A 16,137-nucleotide genomic window follows, 5' to 3' on the forward strand; every position below is an offset into this window, starting at 1 on the left:
TTTGCATTAAAATATTAATATTAATTAAACAAACGTGCTTTTTTATATCAATTAATATTTAATTTATTAAGCGAGGACAAATGAAACCAACTAGAATAATTCCTCTTGGAGGAGTACAAGAAATTGGAAAATCTACAATGGTTATCGAATATGATAAACATATTTTTATTATTGATGCTGGTATTAAATTTGCCGATATTGCCACAACAGGTATTAAAGGAATTATTCCTGATTATAGTTATTTAAAGGAAAAACAAAATTATATTGAAGGTTTATTTATTACCCACGGACATGAAGATCATATAGGTGGAGTTATTCACTTAGTTAAACAAGTTAATATTAAAAGAATTTTTGCTCCTCGTATAACGATTCAATATTTAAAACATAAATTCGAAGAAAATAAAATTAATTCTAATGTTAAATTTATTGAAACTGAAAAAGAAGCTATTCATTATTTTGGGCCATGTAAAGTTGATTTTTGAAGCGCCCAACATTCTATTCCTGATGCTTTTGGTATTAGAATTAGCACTCCTAATGGTTCTTTAATGTGTACTGGAGATTTTAGATTTGATTATAATCCTATTGGATCTCATTATACTGATTTTGCTAAATTAGATAAAATGGGTAAAGAAGGTTTAACCATTTTAATGAGTGATTCGACTAATGCCATGCGTCCTATGCATTCTCCAAGTGAAAATGATATTTTGAGAGATATTGAAAAATACATGCGCCAAGCTAAGAAAAAAATTATTGTTACTGCATTTGCTTCAAATTTAACAAGAGCAAAAGCTATAATTGAATTAGCTGAAAAATTAAATAAAAAAGTTGTTTCTTTTGGTAGATCAATGGTGCAAGGAATAAAAATAGGCAGAAAATTAGGATATATTGATGTTGATGATAAAGTTTTTATAGACAAAAAAGAAGTAGCAAATACTCCTGAAGATAAATTAGTAATTTTAACTACAGGAAGTCAAGGTGAACAATTAGCTGCTTTATCCAGAATGAGTTATAGTAAACACAAAATAATAAGAATAGAAAAAGACGATTTAGTAATTTTTTCTTCTTCCCCCATTCCTGGCAATCGCATGGTCATTGAATTATTAGTAAATAGATTAACTAAACTTGGAGCAATAGTGAAAGAAAATGGAGTTGATGGTTATTTACATACCTCTGGACATGCTTATAAATATGAACATGATAAAATTTTTCAATTAACCAAACCTAAATATTTCTTACCTTATCATGGTGAATATCGTATGTGCGTAGTTCATGCTCAAAGTGCTATTAAAAATGGCGTGAAAAAAAATAATATTATTATTCCTGAGTTAGGAAAAGTATACAATTTAATTAATCAAAATATATATGAAACAAAAGAAAAAGTTAATTATGGACCTGTTTATATTGACGGGAATAATGCTTTAAATTTAAATAACAATATTTTACAAGAAAGAACAACTTTAGCTAATAATGGTTTTGTAAGTATTATTTTAACTGTAGATAGAAAAAATAATAACATCAACGGAAGACCATCATTAATTAGTAGAGGAAGTTTTTATGTTAAAGGTTCCTTAACATTAGTTGAAGAAGCCAAAAGAATTGCTCATGGTGCGGCATTATATTACATTAAAAATACGCCTGAATGAAACGTTGTTGAATTAAAAAAATTAATTTGTGATCGTTTAGAAAATTTCTTTTATAAAGAAAAAAGAAGAAAACCTATTATCATTCCTATAATTTTATATACTGATGATGAAGATGATTTAATTTTAAAAGATATTCCAATAAAATTTAACAAAAATAATATGGACAAATTTACAAATAAAAATAATACTGATGCTTTAAATGCATTAAAGCAATTTAAAGATGATTTTGCTTCAATCGAGGAAACAGAAGATGATTTATTAGATGAAGATAATGAGGAGTAATTTATGCAAGAAAAACAATTTAATACAAGTTATAGTGAAACTGAAGTTAAACAAAAAAGTTATATAAAGCAATCACTTTTTGGATCAGCGATGATGTGATTTGCAATTGATTTAATTTTTGCTTTTCTTTTTACGTTTGCAGTTATTAAAATACCTAATGCCATTGATACACTATATAATCAAGGAAATATTACAATTGCTTGATTGGTCACAAGTGCCATTTTATTAATTATTGGTTTGTTTGTATTCAATAGAATGAGAAGAAAACTAAATATTACTGGAACTATTTTGTTATCTTTCTTTTTGATGAGTATTATTTCTTTAATTTTAATAATTCCTGCTTTTAAATTTACTATAGGTATTTTTACATTAAGCCAAATAATTTTAATTTTTCTAATACCAGCGTTTTTTATGTTTTTAGCAGGCTTTTTAGCAACTTTTAATTTTTTTAAGAGTAAATTCTTTTATATAATGATAATTTTTTTAGTAGTAGCACTAATTATTACATCATTAGTTTCATGATTTGTTTTTAATAAATTACTATATATAGCTATTAGTGTTTTAGGTACTTTAGTAACCTTGAGTTATATGATTTTAGATTTTATTTATTTAAGTCGCTTAAATGAAGAAATTAAAAATATTCAAAACCAAGATTTAAAAAGAAAAGAAATATTGGTTAACGGAATTTATATTGGTTTTCATTTTGCCTATGACTACATTATAATGGTTTTATATCTAATCAGATTTTTAGAATTATTTTGAAATAATTAAAAGACATTGATATGTCTTTTTTATTAACTTTTTTAAAATAAGTAGTTTTGTTTATCTTTTTTCTTTTTTAAATTATATTGAATAAAAACACAAATAAAATTTGATGAAAAAAATAATTGCAATAATTCAATTAAGTTTGATTTTTTTAATTTTTTCCTGTATTAATCAATCTTTTTTAAATAAACCTTTTGATCAAATTTATACTACTAAAATTATTGATAATTATGACGGCGATACATTTAAAATAATTATTAATAATCAAATTGAAACAATCAGAGTTTTTGCTATTGATACTTTAGAAATTAATTCAACAAATAAAAAAGATTGAAAATATGCAAAACAAGCTAAAAACTTTACTTCTAAGTTCTTAAAAATGCAACCAATTAAAATATTATATTTAAGAGATGATGTTTATGAAAGAAAAGTCTGTATTATTACTAATTCTAATAATGAAGATTTAGCTAGTGAATTAATTAAAAATGGTTTAGCACGAATTAAATATATAGATATTTATAATCATAAAAGTCCTTTTTATATTGCTGATGTAAAAATAAAAAAATATCTTAATAATTTGCAAGATATTGAAGAAAAAAGTAAAAGAAAACAAATTGGTATTTTTGAAAATTATTAAGATTAAAATTACTGATTTATTTATTAAATAAATAATTTTTATTATAATTAAGAGGCAATTTATAGATTAAATTTGTTTATTGCCTCTACTAGTGGGAGAGAATTAAGTATCGCTAGAAACCACAATATCGAAAGGATAAATTTATGGCAAAATCAAAAGCTGATATTGTTCGTGTTCGTAAATTGCAATTTTTAGCTGGCCAAGCTAAACCAGGACCATCATTAGCTGGTGTTGGTATTAATATGCCAGATTTTACAAGAGCATTTAATGACGCAACAAGAGAAAGAGGAAATGAACCAGTTCCTGTAGAAATTACTGTTTATAAAGATAAATCATTTGAATTTAGATTATTTACCGCTCCTGCAAGTTTTAAAATTAAACAAGCTGCAAAAATTGAAAGCGGTAGTTCAAAATCAAAGGCTAACAAAGTAGCTACAATTACTGTTGAACAATTAAAAGAAATTGCAGAATATAAATTACCTGATTTAAATACTGATAATATAGAAGCAGCTATGAGAACAATTGCCGGAACAGCAAAACAAATGGGTGTTGTTATCGAAGGCTGAAATGAAGGGAAAATTAAATAATGGCTTTTAAAGGTGGAAAAAAAATAAGAGCTGCTAGAGAAGCGTTCGATAGAAGCGTTGCTTATGATTTAAATGAAGCTATTGAATTAATTAAAAGAACTTCATACACTAAATTTGATGGCTCAGTTGAATTAGTATTTAAATTAAATTTAGATGTTCGTAAAGCTGAACAACAATTAAGAGGATCAGTTTTATTACCAAATGGAACTGGTAAATCTGTAAGAGTTCTAGTTGTAACTAATAACCCAGAAAAACAAAAATTAGCTAAAACCGCTGGTGCAGATCAAGTGGTTGATGGATTAGAATTAGAAGGCAAAATTAAAGAAGACAATTTTGATTTTGATGTTATGGTTGCTGATCCTGCAATGATGCCTCTTTTAGGTAAATATGGTAAAAAATTAGGACCAAAAGGTCTTATGCCGAATCCAAAAACAGGTACTGTTACACCTACACCAGAAAAAGCTGTAGAAGAACTTAAAAAAGGTAAAGCAAATTATAGAACAGATAAAGCAGGAATTGTACATACAATGATTGGTAAATTAAGCATGGATACTAATAAATTAGTTGAAAATGCTAATACAGTAATTTCTTTAATTAAAAAATTAAAACCTTCTGCTGTTAAAGGAACATATATACAAAATATTGTTATTTCTGCAACTATGGCTCCTTCAGTAAAAATTAAATTAGACAAATAATTTGAAATTAAAAAAGCACTAATTGTGCTTTTTTAATTTACCATTTTAATTCAATTAGTTTCAAAATAATTTTTTGCTTCATCGTAATTACTAAATAATTTATATTCAATTAACATTTTAAATGAACAAGATAAAACAATAAATAAATTGTCTTCATCTTCTTTAACAGAAAGTTTTTGATTTGTTAAAAAATTTGCTCATTGATATGAATTATTTGCAATTTTTTTACAAATATAAAATCTATAATCATTTATCTTATTAATTTTGATTCTTTTAAATTTTGATTCAAAAAAATCTTTAAATGTTTCTTCGCTAGAAGCTTTAGGATTTATAAATCTATTTCTATTAATAAAAATATGTTCTGGCTTAACATTAAGAATTGAATATTCATTAAATTTCGTAAAGTTTAATTTATTATCCACTTTAATTTCAGCTATTAAATTTAAATTCTTAAAATATTTATAAATACAAAATGTTATAAACATAATTGTTAAAATAGAAACAGAGATTAAAATTAGTAAATTAAATTCTTTATGTCCTGTAAAAAATAAACTTAAAAATGTTAATTCAACAATTAAATTTAAAAAAATAAAAATAGCTAAAATAATTTTATTTTGAATTTTAACTTTTTTTAAGGCTCCATAAGTTACCTTATCAAAACGATTTAAACTATTCATATAGACTTTTATATGATAAGAATATATTGAATATAATAAAGCCAAAATTACAAGAGGAATAATTAAATAAACACTTATTTCAAATTTATTATTTTCCATTACATTGTTAGTCATATTTTCAGTAGATTTTAATATTTGATTATTTGTTAAATGTAAAAACATAAATCTCCTATTATTAATTAATTATTTCACTTTAAAGTAGATAAATAATAATATTTTTATTATAATAAAAATTATGGAAAAAGCGATGTATAAATCATTAACCGATATAAAAAATACTTACAATCAACTTAATGATAAATTATCTCAAGATGAAATAATAAATAATATTAAAGAATATACAAAAATAACTAAAGAATTAAATAAAATTAGCGCTATAGCAAAAAAATTTAATGAGTATGAAATTGCTTTAAGTGAAATTGAAGAAGCTAAAACATTATTAAATTCTAAAAACGATGAAGAAATACAACTAGCTAAATTTGTATTAGAAGATAATAATTCAAAATTAAATCTTCTTGAAGAAGAATTAAAAATTTTAATATTACCTAAAGATGAAAATGATGATAAAAACGTAATTATAGAAATAAGAGGTGCTGCCGGAGGAGATGAAGCTAATATTTTTGCTGGCGATCTTTTTAGAATGTATACCAAATTTGCAGATGAATTAGATTTTAAAATTAAATTACTTTCTTCTAGTTCTGCATCTGCTGGAGGATTTTCTCAAATCATTTTTTCTGTTAGAGGCGAAAATGCTTATTCAAAATTAAAATTTGAAAGTGGTGTTCATAGAGTACAAAGAATTCCAACAACTGAAAGTTCAGGTAGAATACACACTTCCACAGCTACTGTAACAGTCATACCCGAAATAGATGATACCGTGGATATTGAAATAAAGAGTAATGAAATTAAAATTGACACATATAGATCAAGTGGTGCCGGGGGACAATCAGTTAATACAACTGATTCTGCCGTTAGAATTACACATATTCCAACTGGAATAGTAGTATCATCACAAGACGAAAGAAGTCAAATTGCTAATAGAGAAACTGCACTATTAGTTCTTAAATCAAAACTTTATGATTTAGAAATGGCAAAAAAACAAGCAGAAGAAGCCGGATATAGAAAATTAGCAGGGCAAGGTGATAGGAGTGAAAAAATAAGAACTTATAACTATCCTCAAGATAGAGTAACTGATCATAGAATTGCTTTTTCTACTTCTTTAAAACAAGTTATAGAAGGTAAGCTTCAACCAATTATTGATGCTTTATTAACTGAAGAACAAAATCAAAAAATTAAAGAAGCAGGAATATTTTAATGAATCGAGAAAAGCAGCTCTTATTAGAAAAAAGAAAATATAATTTACCTCTTTATTTAACAACAAAAGAGAAAAAACTTTTAAAACATAATGTTCCTATTCAACAAATAATGGGTTTTATTGATTTTAATAATTTAAGAATTCAAATAAACAATAACGTATTAATCCCTCGGTATGAAACAGATGAATTAATACATATACTTAAAAATAGATATAATTTTAATTATTCTAATGCTAATATTTTAGATTTATGTTGTGGAAGCGGATTTATTGGATTACATTTAAAAAAAATTTGGCCTCTAGCTTCGCTTACATTAAGTGATATTAGTTACTCAGCTTTAAAAATAAGTAAATTAAATAGAAAAAACAATTTTTTTTCAAAAAATAAATTAAGTATAAAACATAGTAATTTATTCCAAAAAATCAAAAAACAATATGATCTTATTGTTGCTAATCCACCATATTTAGATAAAAATGATTTAGATGTAAGTTCAAATGTTAAAAATTTTGAACCACATATAGCTTTATTTGCCAAAGAAAAGGGTTGACAAATTTATCGTATAATTTTAGAACAATATAAAAAATATTTAAAACCTAATGGTATTTTAGCAATGGAGATAAACCCTAAACATTTAGAAAAATGAAATCAAATTGCTAATATAGAAATTCTTAATGATATTAATAATAAAGAACGTTTTATAATTTTGCAAAGGAATTAAATTATGGAAATAAAAAAAATGATACTAAGTAAATTAGAACAATTAAGTAAAAAAAACATTAATGAAAATATGTTACTAGCGGAATTAAAAATCGATTCATTAGACTTAGCAGAACTAATTTATGAAGCTGAAAATAAATATAATATTGTTTTTTCTGATGAAGAATTAAATAATTTAAAGAGTGTTAAGGATGTTATAAATTTAACAGAAAAAACTTTTAATAATCAAAACAATAAATAAATTTATATGTTAAAATTAAATTATTGTAGGAGTGTAGTTCAACGGTAGAACAACGGGCTTCAACCCCGTGTGTTATGGGTTCGAATCCTGTCACTCCTGCCATTTTTTTATTAAAAAAGTTCTTATTTTAAGAACTTTTTTAATATTGGTATTAAATAATATTTGGTACATTCTGTGGGGATCGAACCCACGACCCAGGGATTAAGAGTCCCTTGCTCTGCCAGCTGAGCTAAGAATGCATTACTACAAAAATTATTATACCTTAAATTAAAAATTTGATTAAACTATAAATTAATATGATTTAAAAATTCCATTAATTTTTCTTTTAATTCTTTGTTTATTTCTAATACTATTGCTACATAAGCTTCAGGGCCTGTATGAATGGAAACAACTGGAGCTATTTTATGAACTAAGGGTTTGATATTATAAATTTTACTAAACTCATTGATAATTTCATTTTGTTCTTCTATTTTGGCATTTGAATGTAAATATATATAGCAAAGCTCGTTATTTTGATTTTCTAACTTAAAATTAGATTTAGAAGCAATATTTTTTAATACAGTTTTTTTAAAAACTCTCCCAACTCCTTCTTTTAATAATTTGCCATCACTAAAAGTAATTAAAGGAACTATATTAAACATTTTGGCAACTAAAGCAGCAGAAGGATGTAATCTTCCACCTTTTACTAAGTATTTATTATATTTAGGTATTAATGTTATTGAATTTCTAAAACCTTTATTTTCAATAAAATCAAGATATTCTTCCAATTTACTTGAATCATTAGATAATTGTTTTTCTAATCAAAGTAAATCTAAAACAATTAATTGTACAATTTGTTTTGATTTAACAATTCTTACTTTAGGAAAATCTTGACTTAATAAATTTAACATTTGATATGTTCCTGAAAGATGTTGTGAAATAGGATAAACAATTATTTGATCATATTCTTTACTTAATTGTTCAAAGAGTTCTTCAGCTTCTCCTATATTAATTGCTGATGTTTTAGCATCATTATTATCTTTATAAAATTGAAATAAATTATTACTATTAATTTCAATCCCATCTTTATATTCTTTACCATCAATAATAATATGTAATGGTAGATAAAATCATCCTTTTTTATTTGCTTCTTCCTTAGTCAACCCGCAAGAAGAATCAACAATTATTGCATATTTCATATGTTTATTATACTTAAAGATTATAATTATTATTATGATATTTTTTAAAGTTAATGATAAATTTTTAAACACATCAATCATTTTTGTCAATAGCGCAATTCAAGGCAAAAAAATAATAAATATTGAAGAATTACATTTAAATTTATTAGTTGATGAAAAGATGAATGTAAAATTAATAAATTTATTTACTAATAATTTAATTACCAACAAAAAAAATTATAGTATTTTACAAGAAGATCAAATAAATGATATTATTCAAAAAATTTTAAAATATGAACCAAATCTCATTTTTCATACTAAAGAAACATATGCATTGGGTAAAATTGTGCAAAGAAATAAACATCCTAAAAGTGATAAATTAGCTATTTTAAAAGTAGATTTTAAAAATTTTGAAAAGCAAATTATTACTAATACAACTTATTCACTTGAAAATATGTATTTTTTATTTGCTCTAGAAGGTTTTATTACTTTTAACGCAGAAGAAATTAAAGAAAGTAAGGTTTTAGATAATATTAGTCAAGGAATGATTTTATCTAGCAAAAGTTTAAATTTATCAATAGAAAATGATGAATTAACTAAAATATTAAATGATGAAAAAATAGTAAATAAATATTGGGGAAATAATATAAAAAAATTATTAAATGATTTACAAGAAATTTAAGGAAAAAATGAATATAATTGAAGACTTAGAATTACGTGGTATTTTGAAACAAATTAGTAACAAAGAAAAATTTTTAAAATTAAATCCTACAGAAACTGCAATTTATGGTGGTTTTGATCCTAGTGCTATAAGTTTACATTTAGGTAATTATATTTTAATTGCTACTTTAAAAAGATTTCAACAATATGGATATACTGTTTATGCACTTGTGGGTGGTGCTACTGGAATGATTGGTGATCCTTCTTTTAGAAATAGCGAAAGAAATTTATTAGATAATGAAACTATAACTAAAAATAAAAAAAATATTATTCATCAACTAAAAAAACAAAAATTAATTGTTAAAGATAATTTGAATTTTTATAAAAAAATGAATGTAATAAATTTTTTAAGAAATGTTGGTAAATTAACAAATGTTTCTTATATGTTAAATAAAGAATCTGTTATAAAAAGAATAGAAAAAGGTTTATCTTTTACAGAATTCACTTATCAACTATTACAAGGATATGATTTTTTAAAACTTTATCAAAATAATAATGTAAAAGTTCAATTAGGCGGAAGCGATCAATGAGGCAACATTGTTACAGGATTAGATATGATTAATAAAATTGAGGGAAATGATCATAAAGCAGTTGGTATTACTTTAGACTTATTAACAGATGAAAATGGCAATAAAATAGGTAAATCAACTGGTGGCGGATCTCTTTGACTTGATAAAAATTTATCTTCTCCTTATGATATGTATCAATATTTAATTAATCAAAGTGATTCAACGGCAATTAAATTTCTTAAATGATTAACATTTTTGTCCTTAGAACAAATTAATAATATTGCTAGTTTACATAATGAGAATCTCAAGCAAAGATATGCTCAAAAAACTTTAGCATATGAAGTAGTTAAAGATATTTTTGGTAAGAAAGAAGCTCAAATAACTACAAAAATTTCAAAGGTTTTATTTGACAAAAATTTTGATCTTTTAAAGCTTAATAATTTGGAAATTGAAAGATTAAAAAAATATTTACCTTGTCTTAAAATAAAATTAAAAACAAATATTATCGATTGTTTAATTGAAAATAAAATTTTACAATCTAAAAGAGAAGCAAGAGAATTTATTAATACTGGTGCTTTAAAAATTGATAATGATTATTTAACTTTAGATACTATTTTTAATCCTATGTATTATGAAGGTAACTATTCTTTTATTAAAAAAGGTAAAAAACAAATTATTTTATTAGAAAAAATAAATATCTAATATGATATTTATATGCCAATTTAGTTTAGTGGTAAAACAGCTGACTCGTAATCAGCAATCACGAGTTCGATTCTCGTATTTGGCACCATATCAAAATTAAAAAAAGTAAATCTATTTTAAGATTTACTTTTTTTAACATATTTTTTATTATTATTTTTAATATAGTTACATTGAGGATAATTTTGACAAGCAAAAAAATAACCAAACTTGCTTTTTTTCAAAATTAGTGCACCTTGATCATTAGGACATTGTTCTTTATCAATTATAGGTTGGGAATAATTACATTTTGGAAAATTGCTGCAACCAATAAATTTGCCAAATTTACTATTTTTTTCAATTAAATCCCCATTATCTACAGGACATTTTTCTTCAAGAATTAATGATGTTATTGCTGTTTTTTCTAATTTTTCCTTAGCCATATCATAAGTTGAATTAAACCTATTTCAAAAATCGTTCATTAATAATGGAACGGATAAATTATTATTTGCTATTAAATCTAATTGCTCTTCAACTTGTGCTGTATAACTTTCATTAATAATATTTGGAAAACCATCAAGCAATTTACTTAAAACAACTTTGCCAAATTCTGTTGGTAATAACACGCCTTTTACATTTTGAGCATATTGTCTTTCTAAAACTATTTTAACAGTTGAAGCAAAAGTTGAAGGACGGCCAACTTTTATATTATCTAAAGCTTCTATCAATGAACCCTCACTATATCTTGAAGGAGGTAATGTTTGATGTTCACTAAAGATAAAATCACTGACAAATACTTTATCTCCTATTTTATAATCTAATTTAATAGTTAAAATATTTTCATCTTCTTCAATATTATTATCATTATTATCATTAATAATATAGTATCCTTTGAAAATTATTTCGCTTGTACTTAATTTAAAAGTTAATTCATTCTTGCTAAAAGTAAAATTAATTATTTTAAATACTGGTGGTTTAATTAAGGCTTTTAATGTATTATCGTATATCAATTTATATATATTGAATTCTTCTTTTGTTAGACTATATTTATTTAATGCTTCTTGAGGTTTTAATGCTATATTAGTAGGTCTGATGGCTTCGTGGGCATCTTGTTCTCCTGAAAAACCCTTAATTTCTTCAGCTACATAGTCATTACCATAAATTTTCATTATGTATTTTTTTGCTTCGCTTACGAATGTTTCACTTAATCTAGTACTATCTGTTCTTGGATAAGTTATTAATCCGCCATCTCCATATCCTTCGTATAAACGTTGCATAATTGCTTGTGTTGCTATGGAACTATATGGTGATTTTTTATATAAAACAGATTGTTTAAAAGGCGTAACAGCTATATTTTTTCTAACTAATTCTTTAACATCTTTAACCAAAAGCAAATTTTGAGGTTCTTTTGCTAATTCTTTTTTAACAAAATCTAATTCATCTTCAAATATTCAACTTTTTTGTCCAGTCTTATGTTGTTCTATATATAAAAACGCATCAAAAAAATTATTTTCATGTTTAATTCTTGCTGACAATTTTGAATAAAGAAGAGGAATAAATTTTTCGATTTCGTTTTCTCTATCAATTATTAATTTTAAAGCAATTGATTGAACTCTTCCAGCACTTGGAAAAGTTGGAGAATTAGATAATTTAGTATTCATTAAAGCAGAAAGTCTAAAACCTATTATTCTATCTAACATTCTTCGTGCTTTTTGAGCATCCACTAAAGCATCATCAATTTTTTTGGGATTTTCTAAAGCATTTAAAATAGCTACTTTAGTTATTTCATTGTATTTAATACGATTATATTTATTTTCAACTTTTAAAGCTTTTACTAAATGATTTCCAATAGATTCACCTTCTCTATCAGGATCAGTAGCAATATAAATTCATTGAGCTTCTTTAGCAGCTTTTTTTAATTTATTTACTATATCATTTTTGCTTTTATCCAAAACATATTTAGGTTCTCATTTATCTAAATCAATACCTAATTTCATCAATCCAGTAGTACTTAATTTCATTATATGGCCTACTGAAGCCATAACTTCATAATCTGAACCTAAATATTTTTTAATAGTTGCCACCTTATTAGGAGACTCAACAATTACTAGTTTAAACATATAAAAACAATAACACAAAAAACAAAAAAAATAAATTTTTTATTCTTATTTTTAAGCTTTTTTATAACTTTCTTATTAAAAATATTCTCTAATATTAATTTTTATTAATATTAATTTAAACTATAATATTAAAGAGTAATTATAGATTACTCCTTGGCTATTTAGCCCAAAAGTCCAAAAGGAGATCGATGTCAAAATACGAAATAATGATGATTGTTGATTCAAAAGCTGATGTTAACATTGGTTTTAATTTAGTTAATGAAGTTTTTGGAAAAACAAACGTTAAAAAAGCGGAAAAATTAGAAAACACTGATTTAGCATATGAAATTAACGGCTCAACAAAAGCACAATACTTAGTATTTTTAATAGAGGCCCAATCAAACTTAATAGCTGAATTTATACGTCGTAGTAATATAAGAAAAGAAATTTTAAGACATTTAGTAATTAATTTAGATACAGAAAAAGGTTTTGGAAAAGCTAAGAAAACCTTTAAAAAACCCAATACTGTAAAGAAACATTTTGAAAAAAAGGATGTTAAATAATTTAATTTAGGATAATTATGAATTTAAATAAAGTTGTTTTAATAGGTCGTTTAAGTAGCATGTTTTACTCACAAACTGCATCTGGTATATCTTATTTAAGATGTACTATTGCAATTAATAGAAGAACTACACAAAACGTTAATGAAACTGTTGATTTTATTCCAGTAATATTATGAAGACAAACTGCTGATTTTATTCATCGTAATTGTGACAAAGGCGATTTAGTTTCTGTTGAAGGTAATATTCAAACATCACAATATAAGAATAAAAATGGTGATATTGTTAATGATTTTGTTATAGTAGCAGAATCAATAAATCAATTAGAAACAAGAGCACAAAGAGAATATAGAAGAAATAAACAATATAGTAATTACACTACTAATAATGATATAAATGATTCAGTTAATAAATCAATTACTAACACTGAACATTTTGAATATAACAAACCAACTATTGGTTTTAATTTACCTAACGAAAATGAAGTAGACGATACCAATGCAGAAACAATTTTTGGTTTAGATTCATTAGATGACTTAGATTAAAATAAAGGAATTTAATATGAAAAAAAATAACAAAAAAAATGCTTTTACTAAACGTCGTAAATGTGAAATGTGTGAATTAAAAATTAATTACCTAGATTACAAAAACGTTGAATTTCTTTCAAAATTTGTCAATGGTACTGGTCAAATAAAGGCTAAAAGTATGACTGGCGCTTGTTCAAAAGATCAAAGAAAAATTGCTACTGCTATTAAAAGAGCTCGTTTTATGGCTTTAATGCCTTTTGCTAAAGATCGTGTTCGTATTATTAAATCAAATCAAAATTAAAAAATGCATGCAAATGCATTTTTTATATAATTAAAATATGAATTTTGACGAAATTTTTATATGTAATACTGATACTGTATGTGGAATTGGCGGTCCAGTTAATCAAACAACTTTAGAAACTCTTTATTTTCTAAAAAAAAGAAATAAAAATAAAAAGATTATGATCGTAGTAGGTTCAATAGAACAAGCACAAAAATTTCAACAATGAAATAATGAAGCAACACAATGAGCAAACAAATATTGGCCTGGACCATATTCAATAGTTGTAAATAATCAAGGTTTTAGAATGCCTAAAAATAAAGAATTATGTAATTTTTTAATCAAAAATGGTCCTATGTATTTAACTAGTGCAAATATTTCAGGAAAAACCCCTATTAATTTAAATAATGCAAATGAAATTTTTCCATTAGTAAAAAAAATTTACCACTTTCGTGGTAAATCTTCAAATCAAGCAAGTAAAATTTATAGTTTAGATGAAAATAAATGAATTAGATAATTTTTTAATCTAATTCATTTATTTTTTTATTAAGCTTAAATATTAAATATTTATTATCTGCATATTATTTTCTAACAACTCATTTTCTAATTCATCTAATAAATTTAACTCACTCTCAAGTTGTTCGGAATATTCTAATTTAGGTTTTGTCACAGGTTTTTTTGGAGCAAATAATTCACAAGTTTCATTTGCTTTTTCAATTGATATTTCGTAAGTACCTATTTTTTTTGCAATTTCAATTGTTTCATTTTTATCATTTATCAATAGAGGTCTTAGTATTAACAATTTACTAGCACTAGCTATTGTTGATAATGATTCTAGAGTTTGAGAAGCTACTTGACCTAAATTTTCACCATTAGATAATGCAATAATATTATTATTTAATGCTATTTTACTTGCAATTCGATAGAAACTTCTACGCATCAAATTAATTTTATAAGCTTGATTTGATACAAAATGAATATAATTCATCAATTTTGAATAATCAGCTAAATAAAATTTGGTTTCTCCTTGATATAATTTTAAAATTTTAATTAATCTTTGCATTTTATCTATTGTTTTTGCATCGGTTTGAGGAGGCGAAATAAATGATAAAAAGTCTACTTTTAAACCTCTTTTCATCAATAAATAAGCAGCAACAGGAGAATCAATTCCTCCACTCATTAAATGTAGAACCTTTCCACTAACGCCCACTGGTAATCCGCCTAGACCTTTTATTTCTTGAATAAAAATATATGCCTTTTTTTGTCTTATTTCTACATTTATTATAATTTCAGGATCATTAACATCAACTTTAATATTTAAATTATTGTCTAAAACATATGAACCTAAAATATTATTTAGTTGATTAGAATTATAAACAAAACTTTTGTCTGATCTACGTGAATTAATTTTAAATGTTTTGTAATTTTTACTTAATTCTAAAGTTTTTGTTTTAATTAAATTAATATCTTTTTCTAATTCAATTACAGGAGAATAAGAATGAATACCAAAAACATATTGTAGATTAATTAAATTTTTTTGATTATATTCAACAAACATACGATCATATTCAGTTTTAACATTAGTTGCTAAAATTCTTTTAACATGAAATTCTAATTGTTTTATAAAAATATCTCGATTTCTATTTTTAAGTGTTAATTCACCGTATCTAATTAAAATTTTATTAAACATACATTTTCCTTCTCATAAATGAAATTAATATTCTATAAGCTTCTTCATATTTTTTTGAATTTAAATTATTATCAATTAAATCTTTAATTATAAAAAATTTTTCATTGTTTACAAAATTTATAATGTATTTATTTAATAATTTTTCAGTCATTTTTTTATAAATTCAAGCTGTGTAAATTTCTTTGTAAATTAAATAAAAAATTTCATTGTGTTTTTTTCTATCAATTAAAGTTTTATTAACTTCTAAGAAGTTAATATTATTTTGTAAAAATTGCATTTTTTTGTAGTTTTTATTAGTATTTTCAATTAAATTATAATTACTCAACATTCAGTAAAACATATTAATATGTACATTAT

At 23.9% G+C, this 16,137-nt stretch carries 19 protein-coding genes and 3 tRNA genes; 16 read left to right on the forward strand and 6 right to left on the reverse strand.

All coding sequences use genetic code 4. The features are described from left to right. Positions 1–80: 80 nt before the first annotated feature. The 5 genes from NPA14_RS02260 to rplA all read left to right on the forward strand — a co-directional run bounded on the left by NPA14_RS02260 (position 81) and on the right by rplA (position 4,609). A complete protein-coding gene (locus NPA14_RS02260; RefSeq protein ID WP_257075784.1) occupies positions 81–1,925 on the forward strand; it encodes a ribonuclease J in 1,845 nt (614 codons plus the stop codon). A 3-nt stretch (positions 1,926–1,928) separates the two neighbouring features. Further along, positions 1,929–2,696 carry an MAG0110 family membrane protein gene (locus tag NPA14_RS02265; protein WP_257075785.1) on the forward strand — a complete coding sequence of 256 codons (768 nt, stop codon included), beginning with the start codon at positions 1,929–1,931 and terminating at the stop codon, positions 2,694–2,696. A 103-nt stretch (positions 2,697–2,799) separates the two neighbouring features. Further along, positions 2,800–3,327 (forward strand): thermonuclease family protein, encoded by a 528-nt coding sequence (locus NPA14_RS02270; protein WP_257075786.1) that lies wholly within the window; start codon positions 2,800–2,802, stop codon positions 3,325–3,327. Positions 3,328–3,470: 143 nt separating this feature from the next. Continuing rightward, positions 3,471–3,914, forward strand: a complete 444-nt coding sequence (gene rplK / locus NPA14_RS02275; RefSeq protein ID WP_306428727.1) for a 50S ribosomal protein L11 — start codon at positions 3,471–3,473, stop codon at positions 3,912–3,914. After that, complete coding sequence (gene rplA, locus NPA14_RS02280) at positions 3,914–4,609, forward strand: 50S ribosomal protein L1 (protein WP_257075787.1); 696 nt, start codon at positions 3,914–3,916, stop codon at positions 4,607–4,609. Before rplK ends, rplA begins: the two co-directional genes overlap by 1 nt. Positions 4,610–4,641: 32 nt before the next feature. Here rplA and NPA14_RS02285 read toward each other — a convergent pair whose 3' ends face one another. Next, positions 4,642–5,448, reverse strand: coding sequence for a hypothetical protein (locus NPA14_RS02285; RefSeq protein WP_257075788.1), 807 nt, complete (start codon positions 5,446–5,448; stop codon positions 4,642–4,644). A 73-nt stretch (positions 5,449–5,521) separates the two neighbouring features. Here NPA14_RS02285 and prfA point away from each other — a divergent pair, with 73 nt between their 5' ends. The 4 genes from prfA to NPA14_RS02305 all read left to right on the forward strand — a co-directional run bounded on the left by prfA (position 5,522) and on the right by NPA14_RS02305 (position 7,662). Continuing rightward, positions 5,522–6,601 (forward strand): peptide chain release factor 1, encoded by a 1,080-nt coding sequence (prfA, locus tag NPA14_RS02290; protein ID WP_257075789.1) that lies wholly within the window; start codon positions 5,522–5,524, stop codon positions 6,599–6,601. Beyond that, positions 6,601–7,320, forward strand: a complete 720-nt coding sequence (locus NPA14_RS02295; RefSeq protein WP_257075790.1) for a peptide chain release factor N(5)-glutamine methyltransferase — start codon at positions 6,601–6,603, stop codon at positions 7,318–7,320. The genes prfA and NPA14_RS02295 overlap by 1 nt, the downstream gene beginning before the upstream one ends. 3 nt (positions 7,321–7,323) lie before the next feature. After that, complete coding sequence (locus NPA14_RS02300) at positions 7,324–7,560, forward strand: phosphopantetheine-binding protein (protein ID WP_257075792.1); 237 nt, start codon at positions 7,324–7,326, stop codon at positions 7,558–7,560. A gap of 27 nt (positions 7,561–7,587) precedes the next feature. Then, positions 7,588–7,662 (forward strand) — tRNA-Trp (locus NPA14_RS02305). 61 nt (positions 7,663–7,723) lie between these two features. On the opposite strand, the gene NPA14_RS02310 is transcribed toward NPA14_RS02305, so the two are convergent. Beyond that, positions 7,724–7,799, reverse strand: a tRNA-Lys gene (locus NPA14_RS02310). Between the two features lie 45 nt (positions 7,800–7,844). Beyond that, complete coding sequence (locus tag NPA14_RS02315) at positions 7,845–8,738, reverse strand: DegV family protein (protein ID WP_257075794.1); 894 nt, start codon at positions 8,736–8,738, stop codon at positions 7,845–7,847. Positions 8,739–8,772: 34 nt separating this feature from the next. On the opposite strand from NPA14_RS02315, the gene tapR reads away from it, so the two are divergent. From tapR to NPA14_RS02330, 3 genes are all read left to right on the forward strand, one after another. Further along, positions 8,773–9,399 (forward strand): TyrS-associated PheT N-terminal domain-related protein TapR, encoded by a 627-nt coding sequence (tapR, locus tag NPA14_RS02320; RefSeq protein WP_257075795.1) that lies wholly within the window; start codon positions 8,773–8,775, stop codon positions 9,397–9,399. A 7-nt stretch (positions 9,400–9,406) separates the two neighbouring features. Next, the gene (gene tyrS / locus NPA14_RS02325; RefSeq protein ID WP_257075796.1) at positions 9,407–10,648 is read left to right on the forward strand and encodes a tyrosine--tRNA ligase; all 1,242 of its coding nucleotides are present in this window, start codon (positions 9,407–9,409) and stop codon (positions 10,646–10,648) included. Between the two features lie 14 nt (positions 10,649–10,662). Further along, a tRNA-Thr gene (locus tag NPA14_RS02330) sits at positions 10,663–10,736 on the forward strand. A 28-nt stretch (positions 10,737–10,764) separates the two neighbouring features. On the opposite strand, the gene topA is transcribed toward NPA14_RS02330, so the two are convergent. After that, positions 10,765–12,744, reverse strand: a complete 1,980-nt coding sequence (topA, locus tag NPA14_RS02335; RefSeq protein ID WP_257075797.1) for a type I DNA topoisomerase — start codon at positions 12,742–12,744, stop codon at positions 10,765–10,767. A 188-nt stretch (positions 12,745–12,932) separates the two neighbouring features. Between topA and rpsF the strand changes: the two genes are divergently transcribed. From rpsF to NPA14_RS02355, 4 genes are read left to right on the forward strand one after another with little or no spacing between them, the layout of a single operon-like run. Next, positions 12,933–13,286 (forward strand): 30S ribosomal protein S6, encoded by a 354-nt coding sequence (gene rpsF / locus NPA14_RS02340; protein ID WP_257075798.1) that lies wholly within the window; start codon positions 12,933–12,935, stop codon positions 13,284–13,286. 17 nt (positions 13,287–13,303) lie between these two features. After that, entirely contained in the window at positions 13,304–13,828 is a 525-nt protein-coding gene (locus tag NPA14_RS02345; RefSeq protein WP_257075799.1) for a single-stranded DNA-binding protein, read from the forward strand. Beyond that, entirely contained in the window at positions 13,824–14,111 is a 288-nt protein-coding gene (gene rpsR, locus NPA14_RS02350) for a 30S ribosomal protein S18 (protein WP_373456870.1), read from the forward strand. Before NPA14_RS02345 ends, rpsR begins: the two co-directional genes overlap by 5 nt. A 37-nt stretch (positions 14,112–14,148) precedes the next feature. Continuing rightward, positions 14,149–14,607: a Sua5/YciO/YrdC/YwlC family protein gene (locus tag NPA14_RS02355; RefSeq protein WP_257075801.1), complete on the forward strand. Its 459-nt coding sequence runs from the start codon at positions 14,149–14,151 to the stop codon at positions 14,605–14,607. Positions 14,608–14,649: 42 nt separating this feature from the next. Here the strand turns inward: NPA14_RS02355 and thiI are convergent, their stop codons facing one another. Beyond that, the gene (thiI, locus tag NPA14_RS02360) at positions 14,650–15,780 is read right to left on the reverse strand and encodes a tRNA uracil 4-sulfurtransferase ThiI (protein WP_257075802.1); all 1,131 of its coding nucleotides are present in this window, start codon (positions 15,778–15,780) and stop codon (positions 14,650–14,652) included. Beyond that, positions 15,773–16,108 carry a hypothetical protein gene (locus NPA14_RS02365; RefSeq protein WP_257075803.1) on the reverse strand — a complete coding sequence of 112 codons (336 nt, stop codon included), beginning with the start codon at positions 16,106–16,108 and terminating at the stop codon, positions 15,773–15,775. The genes thiI and NPA14_RS02365 overlap by 8 nt, the downstream gene beginning before the upstream one ends. Positions 16,109–16,137: the final 29 nt, after the last annotated feature.

Origin of the sequence: Mycoplasma sp. 1018B, from assembly GCF_024582675.1 — a bacterium.
GTDB lineage: Bacteria > Bacillota_I > Bacilli_A > Mycoplasmatales > Metamycoplasmataceae > Mycoplasmopsis.